This is a genomic window from Ardenticatena maritima (assembly GCF_001306175.1).
Lineage (GTDB): Bacteria > Chloroflexota > Anaerolineae > Ardenticatenales > Ardenticatenaceae > Ardenticatena > Ardenticatena maritima.
On sequence record NZ_LGKN01000007.1, the window covers coordinates 19,116 to 35,818 of the forward strand.

Below are 16,703 nucleotides of genomic sequence, written 5' to 3' on the forward strand. Positions count from 1 at the left end.
CAAATCCCACGAAGGAGTGAGACTGTGGCTGAATGGGTTCGCATTCGTGATATCGGCAACTACGAAGGCCAGACCGTCACCTTGAAAGGATGGCTCTATTTGCGCACTGACAAGGGGCGCTTGAAGTTCTTGCGTGTGCGTGATGGGAGCGGCGTCATTCAGGCGGTTGTGTTCAAGAAGAATGTGCCGCCCGAAGCGTGGGAAGCCGCCGACAAGTTGACGCAGGAATCCTCGTTGATTGTGACGGGGACGGTGCGGGCGGATGAACGCGCACCGGGGGGCTACGAACTGGATGTGAGCGACCTCGAAGTTGTGCACTACGCCGAGCCTGACTACCCCATCCAGCCGAAAGAGCACGGCGTGGGCTTTTTGATGCAGAACCGCCATTTGTGGATTCGCTCGCCGCGCCAGGCGACCATCTTGCGGATTCGCGCAACGGTCATCCGCGCCATTCGCGATTGGCTGGATAGCCACGATTTCGTCAATGTGGATACGCCAATCCTGACGCCCGCCGCCGTGGAAGGCACCACCACGCTTTTTGAGACCGATTATTTCGGCAAGCCGGCCTACCTCTCGCAAAGCGGGCAGTTGTACAACGAAGCGAACATTTTTGCGCTGGGTAAAGTCTATTGCTTTGGCCCCACATTCCGCGCCGAAAAGTCCAAGACGCGCCGCCATCTCACCGAGTTCTGGATGGTGGAGCCTGAAATGGCGTTCGCCACGTTGGAAGATGTGATGGACGTCGGCGAGCAGATGGTCTCGTATGTGGTGCAGACTGTGCTTGAAAAGCACCGCCGCGAGTTGGAAGAAGTGCTGGAACGTGATGTGAGCGTGCTCGAAAAGATTACGCCCCCCTTCCCGCGCATCTCGTACGACGAAGCGGTGGAGATTTTGCACGCCAACGGCTTTGAAGATTTCCCGTGGGGCGAAGATTTTGGCGCACCGCATGAAACAACCATCAGCAGCCAGTTCGAGAAACCTGTTTTCGTCTACCACTACCCGACCAAAGCCAAGGCGTTCTACATGGAAGAAGTGCCTGGCCGCCCCGAAGTCTGCCGCAGTGTGGACTTGTTGGCGCCTGAGGGGTATGGCGAAATTATCGGCGGTGGGCAGCGCATTGCCTCGGTGGAGTTGCTGGAACAGCGTTTGCGCGAGCACAACCTGCCGCGCGAAGCCTACGAGTGGTACATTGACTTGCGCCGCTATGGGTCTGTGCCGCACGCCGGTTTTGGCCTGGGTGTGGAGCGCACGCTCGCATGGATTTGCAAGTTGCCGCATGTGCGTGAAACGATCGCCTTCCCGCGCATGCTGGACCACATTTATCCGTGAGGCAGAGCATGACCGAACCGCAACCGCCAAAAAAGAAGCAGCGCATGCCCACCAGCGCCTACATTGGCAGTGGGCTGGTGGGCATCGCCGTGCTGGGGGGGCTTTGCTGGTGCGCCGCTTTTCTACGCACAAACGCCCTCATCAAAGCCGGCTTGGGCGACCCCGCGAACTATGTGCTCATCTTGTGGCTCATTTCCATTTTTCTGGTTGGGCTCCCGCTCTATGTAGGCTTGCGGTTGATGCGCCAAACCAAGCGGCGCATGGAAGCCGAAACCGCTCGCCGGCAGGGCGACGACACCCCCGAAGCGTGAACATGCGACCCGACAAGAAACCGCCGACTTGTCGGGTCGCGCTTTTCAAGCCAAGGTGCGTTCAACCAAAGGACACGGCTCTATGCAACGTGTAGCGCTTTTTGTCACGTGTCTGGTCGACCAGGTGATGCCGGAGATTGGCATCGCAACTGTGCGCCTCTTGCGCGCCGCCGGGTGCGAGGTGGTTTTCCCCGAAGCGCAAACCTGCTGTGGGCAACCCTTCTTCAACAGTGGCTTTCGCCCCGAAGCCCGCCGTTTGGCCGAGCGCACCATTGCCGCTTTTGAACCGTTTGATGCCGTTGTCGCGCCGAGCGGTTCGTGTACCACCATGTTGCGCGTTGAGTACCCTCATCTTCTGGGCGATCGGCCGGGGTGGGCGCATCGCGCCCGCGAACTTGCCGCCAAGACCTACGAATTGAGCGAGTTTTTGACACAGGTCCTCGATTGGGACCCCCCGCGACGTGTCGCTGGCGTGCGGGTCGCCTACCACGATTCATGCCACATGTGCCGCCTGCTGGGCTTGCGTGAACCGCCACGCGATGCCTTGCGCCGCGCCGGGTACGACCTGGTGGAAATGCAGGAACCAGACCGCTGTTGTGGCTTTGGAGGGCTTTTTTCGGTGCGCATGCCCGAAGTCTCGAACGCGATGACGGCGGAGAAGTTGGCGCAGGCGACCGACACAGGCGCACACGTGCTCGCCACCGCCGACCCCGGTTGTCTGATGCAAATGCGTGGGCTGGCGCGTGAGCGTGTCCGCATTGAGCACATTGCCACGCTTTTAGCCGCTTCCCTGGAGGCATGACATGGTCTCGGTAGATGATTTTCGCCGCAAAGCCGCCGAAGCGATTGCTGATGCGCGCATGCAGGGCGCGCTGGAACGCGCCACAGCCAAGTTTCGCGAAGGGCGCACGCGCGCATTGGCGGAACTGCCCGACGCCGACGCCCTGCGCGACCACTTCAAACGTGTGCGTGCGGCAACGCTGGCACGCTTGGCGGAGCATCTGGAAACGTTCGAGCAGAATGCTTTGGCGGCGGGGGCTCAGGTGCATTGGTGCGAGACAGCCGAAGATGCGGCGCGGCTGATAACCGCGCTGGCGGCACAGCATGGCGCGCGCTTAGCCGTCAAAAGCAAGAGCATGACCACCGAAGAAATTCATTTGAACCACGCCCTGGAGGCCGCCAACGTGCAGCCCGTCGAAACCGACTTGGGCGAGTGGATTATCCAGTTGGCGCACGAACCACCTTCACACATTATCGGGCCCGCCATTCACAAAACGCGCGAACAAGTGGCCGCGCTTTTCAGCCGCGAGGTTGGCCGCCCCCTGCCGCCCGACGATGTGGGCGTGTTGACCGCCGAAGCGCGCCGTTTGTTGCGCGAAAAGTTTTTGGCGGCGGGGATTGGCATTTCAGGGGTGAATGTCGCCGTTGCCGAAACGGGGAGCGTCGTGTTGGTGACGAATGAAGGCAACGGGCGCATGGTCACAAGCGTGCCGCCTGTGCATGTGGCGGTGATGGGTATCGAAAAGATTGTGCCCACCTGGCGTGATGCTGCCGCGTGGCTGGCGTTGTTGGCACGGAGCGCCACAGGTCAGCCCATGAGCATCTACACCAGCGTCATCACAGGTCCCGCCCGTGCGGAAGACCCCGACGGGCCGCGCGAAGTGCATATCGTCATCCTGGACAATGGGCGCAGTCGGGCGCTGGCGTCGCCTTTTGAAGAGGCGTTGCAATGCATTCGGTGTGGGGCGTGTTTGAATGTCTGCCCCGTGTACCGTGAGGCTGGCGGGCATGCCTATGGCAATCCGTACAGTGGTCCCATTGGGGCGATTGTGGCGCCTTTGTTGTTTGGCGTGGAGGCTATGAGCGGCTTGCCGCAAGCCAGCACCCTGTGCGGCGCGTGCCTGGATGTCTGCCCCGCGCGCATTGACATTCCGCGTATGTTGCTGGAATGGCGCGCGGTTGAAGTGGAGCGGCGGCTGGTGCCATGGTACGAACGTGTGGGGGAACGGCTGGCGGCGTGGGTACTGGCGCATCCGCGCCTGTTGCGCCTGGTGCGCCGCCTGGCGGCTACGGGGCAACGGCTGTTCCTGCGAGATGGGCAAATCCGTTTGCCGGGGCGCTGGCATCCGGCGGGGGAGCGCGATTTGCCTGCGCTGGCGTCCCGTCCATTTCGCGATTGGTGGCGCGAAAACGCCTGAGGGCTACCTGTCGAGATGTTTCAAGGCCACACGGTTGCGCCCGGCGCTTTTGGCTTCGTATAAGGCGTTGTCTGCCAAGGCGATGTATTCGTCCAGCGACTGTTCAGGCGTTTGAATAGCAAGCGCGCCAATGCTGGCCGTCAGGTTGATGGTTGTCTGCTCATTGAGGCGGATGGGTTCATTCCGAATAGCGTTGAGCAAGCGTGTCGCAATTTCAGCAACTTGTTCAGCGGGCGTATCAGGCAACATAACAACAAACTCTTCCCCACCCCAACGCCCCACGATGTCGTAAGGGCGCACGCTGGTCGTCAGTCGAGCGGCGACCGTTCGCAGGGCTTCATCCCCGGCGAGGTGCCCAAACGTATCATTCACCTGCTTGAAATGGTCAATATCAATCATGCAGAACCCCACAGGGGTGCGCTCGCGTTTCGCCCGTTCGAGCACAGCGGTTATCTGCTCGGTGGCGGCGCGGCGATTCAAGAGGTGCGTCAGCATGTCGTATGTGGCCAACTGCTCCATTTCAGCAATGTTTTGCCGCAATGAATCTTCCAACTGCACAATGCGTTGCCCAATATGGACACGTGCCAGCAAAATATCGCTGTCGAACGGTTTGCTGATGAAATCGTCGGCGCCGGCTTCCAACGCCTCGACGAGTTCCGCTTTGCTATTCTTGGCAGTCACCATGATGATGTAGGTGTAGTAAGGGAGATTGCGTGCGCGAATCGCTCGCACAAAATCCAGACCGCTTGATTCATCTTCCAGGAGCCAATCAACAATCAAGATGCGTGGAGACTCTGTTTCAAGATAAGACCATGCTTCTTCGGTGGACTGTGCGAGAAAAATCTCAAATGGTTCTTTCGCCAGAAACCACTCAAGCAATTTTTGGTGTGTCGGGTTATCTTCAAGAATAAGAACCTTGGTTCGGCGTTGTTTTGTGTCGTCTGCTGCCATGGTCAGACCTTGTTGCATGTTGTACGTACCCAAAATGTATTCCCTTTGCCAAATGGGTTGATATAAAAATTACCAAAATACTGGCAAGGACTATTGCAAACTGTAGCCGTAAAAGATTACAAACACAATTACAACAGCACAGGCGTTCGTTTCAGTGTCTGGTGCACCAACGCCATGAAGGCTTCCTCAACATTTTCACCCGTTTTGGCGCTTGTGAGAAAGAAGGGGGCGCCAAGGGATTCAGCCATGTTATGCAGTTCTGCTTCATCAATCGCTTGTTGTTTGGTCAAATCGGACTTATTGGCGACCAACACGCAAGCCGCATAAGGGTTGACAGCGCGAAGCCGCGTTGTGTATCGCCGCCACGCTTCCAGGGTTTCCGGCCGAGTCAGGTCGCACACAATCATTCCCCCGTCAACGCCAAGCAAGTAATGCTCTTGTGTTCCCGTGAAATGCTCATTGCCTGTCAGGTCGCACACAATCAGGTCAAGATGTGTTGCCCCGATGGAAACAGGTTTACGGCTGACGTGCACGCCCAGCGTGCTCCGATACGTGGGCTCGAAGTTTCCTTCTACGAAGCGGCGCACCAGGCTGGTTTTGCCGACGGCAAATGACCCAAGCATGCAAATTTTCTTCCGCAACTGATACATCTGGCAGGCTCCTGTATGGGCTCGCTTGAATAGGGAGAACCAATTTGGCGCTCGTTAGGCTAAACGCTGCAAAAGCAATTTTTTCGCATGCACACCATCAGCAAGCGTGCAATCGAGATTGTGACATTTGTCACTAAAATGCCTATGACGAATTGAAGGGGTGAAGGGACAAAGAGGGTTGACGAATTACCCACATTCCATACAATCACGCACAGTTTTGAGCAAAAGAACGATTGATTTGCTTAGTTTTGCATAGTTTTGAAAATTTCAGCCCCAATTGAACCTGTGTGGAGGAGAGACCGGTGCCACTCTTTTTGCTGGGACTTGATCATACAACCGCACCTGTCGAAATCCGTGAACGGTTGGCGTTTCGCGAAACCGACATTCCGCAGGCGTTGCAAACGCTGGTTGCTTCACCAGCCATTACCGAAGCCGCCTTGTTGAGCACCTGCAACCGCGTCGAAGTGGTGTTGTACGGCGACGACCCGCGCGCGATGGAAGCCGCCGCATTGGGGTTCCTTTCGGCGTGGCATCGGTTGCCGCGCACCCATTTTGTCGAAACAACGCGCTCATTCATCGAAGATGCCGCCGCCGAGCATCTGTTCCGCGTTGCCGCGGGGCTGGAATCGTTGGTGCCCGGCGAAAAGCAAATTTTGGGGCAGGTGAAACAGGCGGGGCAATTGGCGCGTGATGCCGGCACGCTCGGCAAGATGCTGACCCGCCTGTTTGATGCAGCGGTGGCGTGTGGGCGGCGGGTACGCCACGAGACGGAGATTGCCCGCCACCCGGTGAGCGTGAGCCATGCCGCCGTAGTGCTGGTGCGCGAGCACCTGGGCGACCTCGAGGGGCGGCATGTGTTGCTGATTGGGGGCGGCAAGATGATTGAAGTCGCCGCCAAGCAGTTGCATGACCTTGGCGCCACGCACTTCACCATTGCAAACCGCACGCTGGCGCGGGCGTGTGAATTGGCGCAACAATGGGGCGGTGATGCTCGTCCACTCGATGCCATTCCAACAGCGCTGGTCGAAGCCGATGTTGTCATTTCGGCGACCGCTGCGCCGCACCTGGTTGTGTATGCCGAAACCGTCGCCGCCGCGATGCAGCAGCGCCAGGGACGCCCGCTGTTGCTGGTTGATTTGGCTGTGCCGCGCGATATTGACCCCCTTTGCGCCGACATTGACGATGTGACCCTGGTTGATGTGGATGGCCTGCGCGATGTCGTCAACCGCAGTATGCAATTGCGGTTGCAGGCGCGTGAAGAAGCCGCCGCCATTGTTCGTGAAGAGGTGCGTGCGTTCATGGAGTGGTACGCGGTCCAGCGTGTGGCGCCGACGTTGGCGGCGTTGCGCCAAAAAGCGGACGCGATCAAGCAAGCGGAATTGGAACGCGCCTTGCGCCGCCTGGGTGATGTTTCCCCCCATGAGCGCAAGGTGCTGGAAACATTGGTGCATAACGTCGTCAACAAGTTGCTGGCTGCGCCGACGGTGCAGTTGCGGCAACGGGCGGTTGAAGGCGACGGCGACCTCTATGCGCAGGTGTTGTCAACACTTTTTGAATTACCGCAGGCTGAAGGCTCGCGGGCGTCGGAGCAAACCGTATGAGACGCATTCGAGTTGGGACACGGGGAAGTTTGTTGGCGCGAACACAAACAGCGCACGTTGTGGCGTTGTTGCAGGCGGCGCACCCAGCGCTCGAAATAGAAACCGTCATCATCCAGACCAGCGGCGACCACTCAACGGCGTCATTGCGCCAGATTGGTGGCCAGGGGGTGTTTACGCGCGAACTGGAAGCCGCCTTGCTGGATGGGCGCATTGACGTAGCCGTACATTCGCTGAAAGACTTGCCTTCAACGATGCCCGACGGCCTCTGCCTGGCGGCGGTTCCCCCACGTGAAGATGTGCGCGATGTCCTCGTCAGTCGCTTTGAAGGCGGGCTGGACGCCTTGCCTGCGGGCGCACGGCTCGGCACGGGGAGTTTGCGGCGTCAGGCGCAACTCCTCGCGGTGCGCCCCGACCTGCAAGTTGCCGATATTCGCGGCAATGTGGATACGCGCCTGCGCAAACTGGCGGATGGTCAGTACGATGCGATTGTGCTGGCGGCTGCGGGGTTGGCGCGCTTGGGGTGGCTCGACCGCGCGACCGCATTTTTGCCGGTAGAGGTGATGCTCCCCGCGCCGGCTCAGGCGGCGTTGGGGGTGCAGTGCCGCGCAGACGACGAAGAGATGCGCACCTTGTTAGCGGCGATTGACGATGCGCCCACACATGTCGCCGTGCGTGCTGAGCGGGCAGTCTTGCAGCGATTGGGGGCGGGGTGTCGTCTGCCTGTGGCGGCGTATGCCGTGGCGACGCCTGACCGCCTGACGTTGCGCACACGTATTGTTGGCTTTGAGGGTGCGCCTGTGTTGGAAGATGTGCGTTCAGGCGCGTGGGCGGATGCTGAAGCGTTGGGAATGGCATCCGCCGAAGCGTTGCTGGCGCAAGGCGCAGGCGCATTGTTGAAAAACGTCCTGTCTGAATAAGGAGGCACTATGCGCGATTTCAATCAAGCCCCACTGCTGATTTACTGGGAAGTGACGCGTGCTTGTGAGTTGGCGTGCCGCCATTGCCGCGCGGAAGCAATGCCGCGCCGCCATCCCCTGGAACTGACGACCGAGGAAGGCTATCGCTTGTTGGAACGTCTGCGCACATTCAGCGAACCACCGCCGCACCTCGTTTTCACAGGGGGCGACCCCTTGCAGCGCCCCGACCTGTTCGATTGGATGTCCTACGCGGTCGAACTGGGGTTTCTCACGGCGATTACGCCCAGCGGCACGTATGCGCTCACGCCTGAGGTGGTGCGGCGTTTCAAGGAAGTAGGCGTCTGGATGATGTCGGTCAGTCTCGACGGCTCAACCGCCGAACGCCATGACGCCATTCGCCAGGTGCCGGGCAGTTTCGACCAGACGGTGCGCGCCATCAAGTGGGCGAAAGCCGAAGGCTTGCCGCTTCAAATCAACACGCTGGTATGCGCTGAAACGTATGACGATATCCCCGCCATTGGTGAATTGCTGGCGACGTTGGGCGTGGAGCGGTGGAGCATCTTCTTCCTCGTCTCAACGGGGCGCGGGCGCGTCCTGGGCGACATTACGCCACAGCAAGCCGAAGACCTCTTGATGTGGATTCACAATTTCAGCCGCACAGCCCCCTTTGCCATCAAAACGACCGAAGCGCATCACTATCGGCGTGTGGCGATTCAGCGGACACGGAGCGAAGGATACGACCAGGAGCCGCGCCGCGTGCGCCAGGGCTTCGGTATTCGCGACGGCGCGGGCATCATGTTCATTTCCCACATTGGCGAGATTTACCCCGCCGGCTTCTTGCCCATCGTCGTCGGGAATGTGCGGCGCGATGACCCTGTGCAGGTCTATCGTGAGCATGAGTTGTTCCGCGCCTTGCGTACGCCCGACCTCTTCAAGGGCAAATGTGGGGTGTGTGAGTTCCGCAAGGTTTGTGGCGGTTCGCGTGCGCGCGCCTACGCGGCGACGGGCGACCCGCTGGAAAGCGACCCGCTGTGCGTGTACGTGCCCCCCGCGTGGGAAGCACAGCAAGCGGGCGTGATGGCGCGCTAATGCGTTTGGGAAAGCCAGGCGCGAAGAAGCGCGCCAAAACCTTGAAATCGTCAAGTGCATGAAAGCATGACCAGCGCGTTTTGGTACAAGCCGGCAACTTTGGCTCCGTATTCAACGTGTAGTCTGTCTGTTTGAAAGCAGAGCGCAATCAACTGTCAAAATCTGTGTGGAGATGAGGACGCCATGACACGCAAACATGAACCGCAAACGCTCACAAGCGCGCAGTTTCCGCGTGTGCGTATGCGTCGGTTGCGGCGGACACCCGCTTTACGCCGCATGGTGCGCGAAACAACGCTCGCGCCGGACGACTTCATCTACCCGCTTTTCGTCACCCACGGGCGCGGCGTGAAGCGCGAAATCCCATCCATGCCGGGGCAATACCAGTGGTCGCTGGACATGCTGGCGGCGGAAATTGAAGAAGTTGCCGCATTGGGCATCCCCGCCGTCATCCTGTTTGGTATTCCCGCCAGCAAAGACCCCATCGGTACCGAAAACTTTGCCCCCGATGGGATTGTCCAGCAAGCGATTCGGCTCATCAAGGACGTCGCCCCTGAGTTGGTGGTTGTGACGGACGTTTGCATGTGCGAATACACCGACCATGGCCACTGTGGCATCGTGCATCAACATGGCGACACCTTCGAGATTGCCAACGATGAGACACTGAACATTTTGCAGCGCGTGGTTGTCTCACATGCCGAGGCGGGCGCCGACATTGTCGCCCCAAGCGGCATGATGGATGGCATGGTGGGCGCGATTCGTGAAGCGCTTGACAGCCATGGCTTTCACAACGTGGCGGTGCTCTCCTATGCCGTCAAATACGCCTCCGCCTTCTACGGTCCCTTCCGCGACGCCGCCGAGTCGCCGCCCCAGTTTGGCGACCGCAAGACGCACCAAATGGACCCCGCCAACGTGCGCGAAGCCTTGCGCGAAGCCGCGTTGGACGTTGCCGAGGGGGCGGACATGCTCATGGTCAAGCCTGCACTGCCCTATCTGGATGTGATTCGTGCGGTGCGTGAGGCGTTTGACCTGCCGCTGGCGGCGTACAACGTGAGCGGCGAGTACAGCATGGTGAAAGCGGCCGCCGCCAACGGCTGGATTGACGAGCGGAGTGTGGTGCTTGAACTGTTGACGGGGATCAAGCGTGCAGGCGCCGACCTGATTTTGACCTACTTTGCCAAAGACGCCGCGCGGTGGTTGCAGGAAGCATAACCCCGCCGCGGCACGCTCAGACTGACCAACAAATACGACAGGGAGGAACACGGTTTATGAGCCGCATTCGGACGTTGAATCACTTTGCCTTTTTCCGTTTCACGGATGCTTACTATGCGCTGGACGAAGAGCAAAAAGCCCCCATTCGGGCGCAATTGCTGGCGGGCTTGCGTGAAGCCGCCGAGCGTGTGGATATTTACCAGGTCTATCCCGCCCGCCATGAACACGACATCATGGTCTGGAGCGCTTGCAACGCCGAGGAAGTGGGCGTGGCGGCGGAATTCTTCCAACGCTTTGCGCGAGCAACCAACCCGTTGCGCCGCTGGCTGACCCCCACCTTCACCATGTGGGGCTTCACCAAGCCATCCATTTACTCGCGCAGTGAGCGCAGCGCGCAAGAGATTGACCCCTTCGCCGAAGAACGCAAGCGCTACATGGTCGTCTATCCCTTCGTGAAAACCGTAGACTGGTACTTGCTGCGCCGCGATACGCGCCAGGGGATGATGAACGAGCATATTCGCATTGGGAAACAATACCCGCAAATCACCCAATTGTTGCTCTATTCGTTTGGGCTTGCTGACCAGGAATTCATCGTCACCTATGAAACCGACGACCTGAACGAATTTTCGGACCTGGTGATGGAATTGCGCGGAAGCGACGCCCGCAAGTACACCGAACGCGATACACCCATCTTTACCGCCGTCTATCACCCAGCCGAAGAGACGCTGGCACTTTTCTAGGAAGGAGCGATAACCCGATATGAACGACCGTTTTCTCCGTGCCTGTCGGCGCGAGTCCGTGGATACCACCCCCGTCTGGTTTATGCGCCAGGCGGGACGCTTTTTGCCTGAATATCGCGCCTTGCGCGAAAAACATCCCATCCTGGAGATGATCAAGACGCCGGAACTGGCTGTCGAAGTCACATTGCAGCCCCTGCGCCGCTTTGACCTGGACGCGGCAATCATCTTTGCGGACATTTTGCCGCTGTTGGAGACCATGGGGCTGGAACTTGAATTTGTGAAGGGGGAAGGTCCTGTTATTCACAACCCCATCCGCACGCCTGACGACGTTGCCGCGTTGCGCGTACCAGACGCTGAGGAAATCGCTCCCTTCACCATCGAGGCGATTCGGCTCTGTCGGCGTGAGTTGGATGGGCGCGTGCCGCTGATTGGCTTTTCAGGTGCGCCCTTCACGCTGGCGAGTTATGCCATTGAGGGCGGTTCATCGCGCCACTACCGCCTGACCAAAACCTTCATGTACGCCCAACCGCAGGCGTGGCACAGCCTCATGGACAAGTTGGCGCAGGTGATTGGCGCGTATTTGCAAGCGCAAGCCGCGGCGGGGGCGCAAGCGTTGCAGTTGTTCGACAGTTGGGTGGGGGCGCTCACCCCCAACGATTACGCCGAGTATGTCCAACCTTACTCGCGCCGTGTGCTCGACATGGCGCGCCAAACCGGTGTGCCCGTCATCCATTTCAGCACGGGCACAGCCGGCATGCTCGAACAGATACGCGCCACAGGGGGCGACGTCATCAGCATTGACTGGCGCATCCACCTGGACGACGCCTGGGCGCGTATCGGATACGACCGTGCCATTCAAGGCAATCTCGACCCCATCGCGCTGATGGCGCCCTGGCCTGAACTGCGCCGCCGCGCTGAGGATATTTTGCGCCGCGCGGGTGGTCGCCCCGGCCATATCTTCAACTTGGGGCATGGTATTTTGCCCCAAACCCCGATTGACAACGTCGCGCGGTTGGTGGATTTTGTGCACGAATGGCGTGTTGTTTCGCCAACACATGAAAGAGAGGAGCAAGCATGAGCGAACGAGACCCCATCGCCTTGCTGGTCATGGCATACGGTGGACCCAATTCACTGGACGACATCGAACCCTACTTGCTGGACATTCGCGGCGGTCGCGCGACGCCCCCCGAACTGGTGGAAGAAATTCGCGAGCGCTATGCGCTGATTGGGGGGCGTTCGCCCCTGCTGGATATCACACGCGCCCAAGCCGAAGCGCTTGCCGCCGCCTTGAACGCTGACAACCGCGCCACCTTCAAGCCCTACGTGGGCATGCGCCACTGGTTCCCCTACATTCGCGAAGCCGTCGAGCAGATTGTGGCGGACGGCGTGCAGCGCGTCGTCGCGTTGGTGATGGCGCCGCACTATTCGCGCATGAGCATCGGCGCCTACATCAAGAAGGTTGAGGAAGCGGTGGCCGAATTGGGCGCTGACCTGGACATCACGTATGTGCGCCACTGGGGAGACCATCCTCTCTACATCGAAGCCGTTGCCGAGCATATTCGCGAGGCGTTGCAAAAATTTGCGCCCGAAGAACGCGAGCGCGTCAAACTGCTCTTCACGGCGCACAGTTTGCCCGCCGCCATCATGCAACAGGGAGACCCCTACGACGCCCAATTGCGTACGACGGCGCGGCTGGTCGCTGAGCAGCTCGGCTGGACGGAAGACCGCTGGCTCTTCTGCTATCAGAGTGCGGGGGCAAGCAACACCAAGTGGCTGGGACCCGACATCAACGACGTGCTTCCTGAACTGGCGGCGCAGGGTGAAACAGCGGTGCTTGTTGCGCCGGTGGGCTTTGTGGCAGACCATGTCGAAATTCTCTACGACATTGACATCGAAGCGCGGCAGATTGCCGAAGCGCATGGCTTGCACCTGGAACGTATGGCTTCGATGAACACCGCGCCGCGCTTTATTGAAGCGCTTGCCGCCATTGTTCGCGAACATTTGGCGCAGGCGGAACGCACAACCGCGTAAACCTTTCTGGCATAACAACAACAAAGCCCTGTCAGGTTGCATGAAGCCCTGACAGGGCGTTTTTTCATCTTCACACTTTCATTTCATTTGCGAACAAGCCCCTCGTGCGCATCCACACGAAACGGCTTGACGCGCGGCCAGGCGTTGACTGCAAAACTGACCACCGCCAGCAATTCACACACGCGCCCAATAAGGGTGAGTGTTGGCGCACCGCCGCGCAAGCCGGCGAGAGCAATCAACACCACCCCGATATTCAGCAGGGCATACGCCAGCCACACAGGGGCTTCCGGCCCACGCGAAGCGCCCCCCTCAAAGCGGGGCAAAATCCAGTACGCGACACCTAACGCAAATTGAAATGTCCACCCAAAGAGCAAAAACTCAATATGCAGGGGCAGCAACCGCCACATGATGGGGTGTAGAAAGACCCCTTTGTGTGCCAGCATCAGCGCCCCGGCGGTGAAACCCGCCAGAAAATAGAGCGCCGCCGTGCGAATGTAGACGCGCGAGAGCAGAGGCATGGCTACTTCTCCAAGCGTCGTGGTTTTTTGGTGTCGCGTACACGCGGCCAAATGTGAACCACATACGCCAGCGCCGCCAGCCATTGCAGAAGGGCGGAGACAACCAGCAACCAGCCCCACACACCGCCGGGCGATGTGCTGTTGAGCGGTTCAGCCAGCACACGCAACGCCAACCCCACGTTCAACAACCAGAATGAAGCGTACACGGGGCGTTCGTCGCCGCGCTTTTGCGCGCCGCGCCCGATGGTCGGAAACATCCAGAATGCCACGCCAAAGATGAGTTGCGTCACCCAGCCGACCATGAGCATGTGAAAATAGGTCGGCGTCATGGCACGGACAGCCGCCGGTAGCGGAAATGACGAAGGCAGAACAAGCAACAACCCTACAACCATGGCGGCGATGAAATAGAGCAAACCGGACTTGATGAACCAGCGTGTAACAGGTGGCATCGTTCTCCTGCGTCAACGTTCAAGTTTGCCAAGACGTTTGAGGATGGCGCGTTGCAACGCCTGACGTGCATACGTGCGTTCGTGAATGGTGGCGCGGATGATCCACGGCTCATCACCCGTGTTTTCAAACCCATGCTCCACACCCGCCGGGACGAAAATCACATCACCTGGGCGCGTTTGTACCGCTTCACCATCCAGCCAGATTGTGCCATGCCCGGCGAGCACGTCAAACACTTCATGTTCGTGTTCGTGGCTGTGCCGCCGCAACACTTGGCCGGGGCGGAAGTAGAGAATGCAGGCCCAAAACTCCTCTTCGCGGAACAGAAAAACATTCGTCAACGGTTCTTCGTCGTAGCGTTCCAGGTCGTGGATGTTGAATATCTGTGCCTTACGCGGCATGGAGTGCGCCTCCTTCGCGTCGTTTTTGTCGTTCTTGCAAAACAGCGAGCATGGTATTGGCAAAGAAAAGAATGATGGCAAGCCCGTTCAGCAAACCGCCCCACCGTCGCAGGGGCACGATGGCGAGCACATCACCCCCCACACGCATGATGAGCGACGCATGCAGCAACACCAGGTGCGCGTAGAAGCGCGAATGGTAGAAGGGGGGAACACCCAGCACCGCCGGCATGATGATGGGCGCGTGCCCGAAAATCATGCTGAACACGAAGCCCACGAACACCGCATGCAGTTGGGCGTCGTAGAGCAAGCCGCCGCCTTGAAAGCCGGCTATGAGCGCCAGCAGTCCACCGACCAGCAGCCAGGCGTAGCCCGGAAGCAGGCACGCCGCAATGAAGCGCGTCAGCCCTTGCATGTGAATGGTGCGCCGCGCAATATCAAACTGCAAGAGCCAAAGCCCTAACCCCATCAACCCAACACCTGCCAGCCGCACCCCCACGGCGTGCGCAAAGGGGACGATGAGCACCCCCAGCGCGTAGAGGAGCGCAACCGCCAGAAATGCCTGCGACGTGCGGCGTGTCAGGCGGCGCATACGCCCCAATTCGAGGCGTTCGCCTGCAATGGTCAGTACCAGAAACGCTTGCCAGAACCAGGTTACAACGGGAACAGGTTGCCCAACGAGCCAGAGCAGATGGCCCATGAACCAGAACACCGCGGCGCTGAGCATGGTCATGGTAAACAGGGCGCGTTGCTTCTGGACTACCACCAACATCAGCACAACCAACCCCGCGCTCCCGCCGAGAAGCAGAAGCCGGCCGCTTTGGAAAAAGCCCGCCACCAGCGCCAGCCCCCCGACGCCCGCCAGAAACGGCGCCGCATAGCCCGCAGGGTGGCGCAACGCCACCGCCCGTTCCAGGCTGATGAGCGTCCCCAGGAAACCCGCTACCATAAGTGCGCCATGCCACGCCGCCCAGCGCCCATGCACATCAGCCGGACCAGGCAACTGCCAGCCGATGCGCCACAAGCCGCCTTCGAGCGCAGCAATCAGCCCCACGACGACGCTGGCAAACAGCGCACCGCGAAAGAACCGTTCACGGCGCGTCATCGTGCGTCTCCCATGTTGCCGAGTGGTTGGTGGGGGGAAGCGGCGCTGATGACGCCAGCGCTTGCAGCGCCGCCTGTACCCGTTCGACAAAATTGGGCAATTCGTAGAAGGCTTCTACCTGCGCCAGCGTGCAAAACATGTCCATCATGCACCCGACACAGTGCAATCCATTTTCCACAAAAAAGGGAGCGAGGCGTGGTTCTTGCTGAAACAGCGTTGCCACAGTTGTATCCGGCGATATTTTGGGACTCATGGGGCACCTCAACATCTTGTTGTCCATCGTTGTCGAGTATGAGCATAGTCGCTTTGCGCGGTTCTTTCTTTGCGCTGGCGCAAGTTTGTTCTCAAAATCACAAATCAGTCAAAACGTTAGAACCAGCCGCGCACCATCATGACCGCCATGAAGACCACAAGCAACCCCAACAGCAGGTTGAAGCGCCCAAAAAGCCCTGCTTGCCGCCGTAAGCGTAGCGTCGCGGGGTCTGTTGGGTTTTGGCGCATGGCGGCGGTGGCTTTGGGGCCAATCCAGAAGTCATGAAGGGCGCTGGCAATCAGAATGAGCGTGAAAAGCACCATTTTGATGGCAAAGGCGCGCCCAAAAGGCCCTTGCCAGAGCCGCCCATTCCAGATATCCGCCCAGCCATACCCGCGATAGGCGAGATTGAACGTGCCGCTCGCAAGAAGCAAGCCAAAACAGACCCACCCAAGATTGCGGAACTGGACGCCCATTTCATGCAGAAAACGCCCCGCGATACCACCATACGTTTGGCGGCGGAGCACCGGCACCAGGACAAACACCAAATAGAGCATGCCACCCAGCCAGAGCATGGCGGCCAGAATGTGCAACCAAACGGATGCGATGTAGAGTGCTTTCATTGGTGCTCTCTTCCTCCATTTGCTTTATTGACATAATGAAGACCTGACAATCATCTAGGATTGTCAGGTCTTCAAGCGTTTTTTACAGCGTGTGGCATTATACCTTGCCAATCTGAACACGCCAGACGTCAGGACCTTCTTCTAGATAGGTCCACGTAAATTGCCCCTCGCGCTCGAAAGAAAATTGGTAGAAGAGCGGTTTGGGGTCGTGGTCGTTGACCAGGATGAACGCTTCGCCCGGCGCAAGTGCATCAAATGTCTGGAAAATCAAAGGATGCCGCTCGCGGGGCGGAATGGTGCGGACGTCGAGTTCCTTGATTGCTGTTGACATGA

20 protein-coding genes are annotated in these 16,703 nt (G+C 59.2%); 11 read left to right on the forward strand and 9 right to left on the reverse strand.

The window, feature by feature from the left end; all coding sequences use genetic code 11:
- Positions 1-24: 24 nt before the first annotated feature.
- The 4 genes from asnS (at position 25) to SE16_RS12810 (ending at position 3,838) form a co-directional block, all read left to right on the forward strand.
- Positions 25-1,329 carry an asparagine--tRNA ligase gene (asnS, locus tag SE16_RS12795; protein WP_054493494.1) on the forward strand — a complete coding sequence of 435 codons (1,305 nt, stop codon included), beginning with the start codon at positions 25-27 and terminating at the stop codon, positions 1,327-1,329.
- A gap of 8 nt (positions 1,330-1,337) precedes the next feature.
- The gene (locus SE16_RS12800; RefSeq protein WP_054493493.1) at positions 1,338-1,640 is read left to right on the forward strand and encodes a hypothetical protein; all 303 of its coding nucleotides are present in this window, start codon (positions 1,338-1,340) and stop codon (positions 1,638-1,640) included.
- A gap of 82 nt (positions 1,641-1,722) precedes the next feature.
- Entirely contained in the window at positions 1,723-2,442 is a 720-nt protein-coding gene (locus SE16_RS12805; RefSeq protein WP_054493492.1) for a (Fe-S)-binding protein, read from the forward strand.
- Position 2,443: 1 nt separating this feature from the next.
- Positions 2,444-3,838, forward strand: coding sequence for a LutB/LldF family L-lactate oxidation iron-sulfur protein (locus tag SE16_RS12810; RefSeq protein ID WP_054493491.1), 1,395 nt, complete (start codon positions 2,444-2,446; stop codon positions 3,836-3,838).
- A gap of 3 nt (positions 3,839-3,841) precedes the next feature.
- On the opposite strand, the gene SE16_RS12815 is transcribed toward SE16_RS12810, so the two are convergent.
- Both SE16_RS12815 and SE16_RS12820 read right to left on the reverse strand, forming a co-directional pair.
- On the reverse strand, positions 3,842-4,789 hold the full coding sequence (locus SE16_RS12815) for a GGDEF domain-containing response regulator (RefSeq protein ID WP_160317009.1): 948 nt from the start codon (positions 4,787-4,789) through the stop codon (positions 3,842-3,844).
- Between the two features lie 128 nt (positions 4,790-4,917).
- Positions 4,918-5,439 (reverse strand): Rab family GTPase, encoded by a 522-nt coding sequence (locus SE16_RS12820; RefSeq protein WP_054493489.1) that lies wholly within the window; start codon positions 5,437-5,439, stop codon positions 4,918-4,920.
- Positions 5,440-5,741: 302 nt separating this feature from the next.
- Between SE16_RS12820 and hemA the strand changes: the two genes are divergently transcribed.
- From hemA to hemH, 7 genes are all read left to right on the forward strand, one after another.
- Positions 5,742-7,040, forward strand: coding sequence for a glutamyl-tRNA reductase (hemA, locus tag SE16_RS12825; protein ID WP_054493488.1), 1,299 nt, complete (start codon positions 5,742-5,744; stop codon positions 7,038-7,040).
- Entirely contained in the window at positions 7,037-7,957 is a 921-nt protein-coding gene (gene hemC / locus SE16_RS12830) for a hydroxymethylbilane synthase (protein ID WP_054493487.1), read from the forward strand. Before hemA ends, hemC begins: the two co-directional genes overlap by 4 nt.
- A gap of 9 nt (positions 7,958-7,966) precedes the next feature.
- Positions 7,967-9,046 (forward strand): TIGR04053 family radical SAM/SPASM domain-containing protein, encoded by a 1,080-nt coding sequence (locus tag SE16_RS12835; RefSeq protein ID WP_060687697.1) that lies wholly within the window; start codon positions 7,967-7,969, stop codon positions 9,044-9,046.
- A gap of 183 nt (positions 9,047-9,229) precedes the next feature.
- Positions 9,230-10,255, forward strand: a complete 1,026-nt coding sequence (gene hemB, locus SE16_RS12840; protein ID WP_054493486.1) for a porphobilinogen synthase — start codon at positions 9,230-9,232, stop codon at positions 10,253-10,255.
- Positions 10,256-10,311: 56 nt separating this feature from the next.
- Positions 10,312-10,995 (forward strand): chlorite dismutase family protein, encoded by a 684-nt coding sequence (locus tag SE16_RS12845; RefSeq protein WP_060687699.1) that lies wholly within the window; start codon positions 10,312-10,314, stop codon positions 10,993-10,995.
- 19 nt (positions 10,996-11,014) lie between these two features.
- Positions 11,015-12,073, forward strand: a complete 1,059-nt coding sequence (gene hemE, locus SE16_RS12850; RefSeq protein ID WP_054493485.1) for a uroporphyrinogen decarboxylase — start codon at positions 11,015-11,017, stop codon at positions 12,071-12,073.
- Positions 12,070-13,026, forward strand: coding sequence for a ferrochelatase (hemH, locus tag SE16_RS12855; protein ID WP_054493484.1), 957 nt, complete (start codon positions 12,070-12,072; stop codon positions 13,024-13,026). Before hemE ends, hemH begins: the two co-directional genes overlap by 4 nt.
- 83 nt (positions 13,027-13,109) lie before the next feature.
- Here the strand turns inward: hemH and SE16_RS12860 are convergent, their stop codons facing one another.
- The 7 genes from SE16_RS12860 to SE16_RS12890 all read right to left on the reverse strand — a co-directional run bounded on the left by SE16_RS12860 (position 13,110) and on the right by SE16_RS12890 (position 16,701).
- Positions 13,110-13,544 (reverse strand): heme-copper oxidase family protein, encoded by a 435-nt coding sequence (locus SE16_RS12860; protein WP_054493483.1) that lies wholly within the window; start codon positions 13,542-13,544, stop codon positions 13,110-13,112.
- 2 nt (positions 13,545-13,546) lie between these two features.
- Positions 13,547-13,993, reverse strand: a complete 447-nt coding sequence (locus SE16_RS12865; RefSeq protein ID WP_054493482.1) for a hypothetical protein — start codon at positions 13,991-13,993, stop codon at positions 13,547-13,549.
- 12 nt (positions 13,994-14,005) lie between these two features.
- Positions 14,006-14,392, reverse strand: coding sequence for a cupin domain-containing protein (locus tag SE16_RS12870; protein WP_054493481.1), 387 nt, complete (start codon positions 14,390-14,392; stop codon positions 14,006-14,008).
- Positions 14,382-15,494 carry a hypothetical protein gene (locus SE16_RS12875; RefSeq protein WP_054493480.1) on the reverse strand — a complete coding sequence of 371 codons (1,113 nt, stop codon included), beginning with the start codon at positions 15,492-15,494 and terminating at the stop codon, positions 14,382-14,384. Before SE16_RS12875 ends, SE16_RS12870 begins: the two co-directional genes overlap by 11 nt.
- Positions 15,481-15,747, reverse strand: a complete 267-nt coding sequence (locus tag SE16_RS12880; RefSeq protein ID WP_054493479.1) for a DUF1858 domain-containing protein — start codon at positions 15,745-15,747, stop codon at positions 15,481-15,483. Before SE16_RS12880 ends, SE16_RS12875 begins: the two co-directional genes overlap by 14 nt.
- A 116-nt stretch (positions 15,748-15,863) precedes the next feature.
- Positions 15,864-16,370, reverse strand: a complete 507-nt coding sequence (locus SE16_RS12885; RefSeq protein ID WP_054493478.1) for a DUF4149 domain-containing protein — start codon at positions 16,368-16,370, stop codon at positions 15,864-15,866.
- 97 nt (positions 16,371-16,467) lie between these two features.
- The gene (locus SE16_RS12890; protein WP_054493477.1) at positions 16,468-16,701 is read right to left on the reverse strand and encodes a DUF2249 domain-containing protein; all 234 of its coding nucleotides are present in this window, start codon (positions 16,699-16,701) and stop codon (positions 16,468-16,470) included.
- Positions 16,702-16,703: the final 2 nt, after the last annotated feature.

Coding starts and splice junctions, on each gene's coding strand:
- SE16_RS12860 (WP_054493483.1), bottom strand. CDS start 13,544: ATGCCTCTGCTCTCGCGCGTCTACATTCGCACGGCGGCGCTCTATTTT.
- SE16_RS12815 (WP_160317009.1), bottom strand. CDS start 4,789: ATGGCAGCAGACGACACAAAACAACGCCGAACCAAGGTTCTTATTCTT.
- SE16_RS12875 (WP_054493480.1), bottom strand. CDS start 15,494: ATGACGCGCCGTGAACGGTTCTTTCGCGGTGCGCTGTTTGCCAGCGTC.
- hemE (WP_054493485.1), top strand. CDS start 11,015: ATGAACGACCGTTTTCTCCGTGCCTGTCGGCGCGAGTCCGTGGATACC.
- hemC (WP_054493487.1), top strand. CDS start 7,037: ATGAGACGCATTCGAGTTGGGACACGGGGAAGTTTGTTGGCGCGAACA.
- SE16_RS12870 (WP_054493481.1), bottom strand. CDS start 14,392: ATGCCGCGTAAGGCACAGATATTCAACATCCACGACCTGGAACGCTAC.
- SE16_RS12890 (WP_054493477.1), bottom strand. CDS start 16,701: ATGTCAACAGCAATCAAGGAACTCGACGTCCGCACCATTCCGCCCCGC.
- SE16_RS12805 (WP_054493492.1), top strand. CDS start 1,723: ATGCAACGTGTAGCGCTTTTTGTCACGTGTCTGGTCGACCAGGTGATG.
- SE16_RS12800 (WP_054493493.1), top strand. CDS start 1,338: ATGACCGAACCGCAACCGCCAAAAAAGAAGCAGCGCATGCCCACCAGC.
- SE16_RS12810 (WP_054493491.1), top strand. CDS start 2,444: ATGGTCTCGGTAGATGATTTTCGCCGCAAAGCCGCCGAAGCGATTGCT.
- hemB (WP_054493486.1), top strand. CDS start 9,230: ATGACACGCAAACATGAACCGCAAACGCTCACAAGCGCGCAGTTTCCG.
- SE16_RS12845 (WP_060687699.1), top strand. CDS start 10,312: ATGAGCCGCATTCGGACGTTGAATCACTTTGCCTTTTTCCGTTTCACG.
- SE16_RS12835 (WP_060687697.1), top strand. CDS start 7,967: ATGCGCGATTTCAATCAAGCCCCACTGCTGATTTACTGGGAAGTGACG.
- SE16_RS12820 (WP_054493489.1), bottom strand. CDS start 5,439: ATGTATCAGTTGCGGAAGAAAATTTGCATGCTTGGGTCATTTGCCGTC.
- SE16_RS12880 (WP_054493479.1), bottom strand. CDS start 15,747: ATGAGTCCCAAAATATCGCCGGATACAACTGTGGCAACGCTGTTTCAG.
- hemH (WP_054493484.1), top strand. CDS start 12,070: ATGAGCGAACGAGACCCCATCGCCTTGCTGGTCATGGCATACGGTGGA.
- SE16_RS12885 (WP_054493478.1), bottom strand. CDS start 16,370: ATGAAAGCACTCTACATCGCATCCGTTTGGTTGCACATTCTGGCCGCC.
- SE16_RS12865 (WP_054493482.1), bottom strand. CDS start 13,993: ATGCCACCTGTTACACGCTGGTTCATCAAGTCCGGTTTGCTCTATTTC.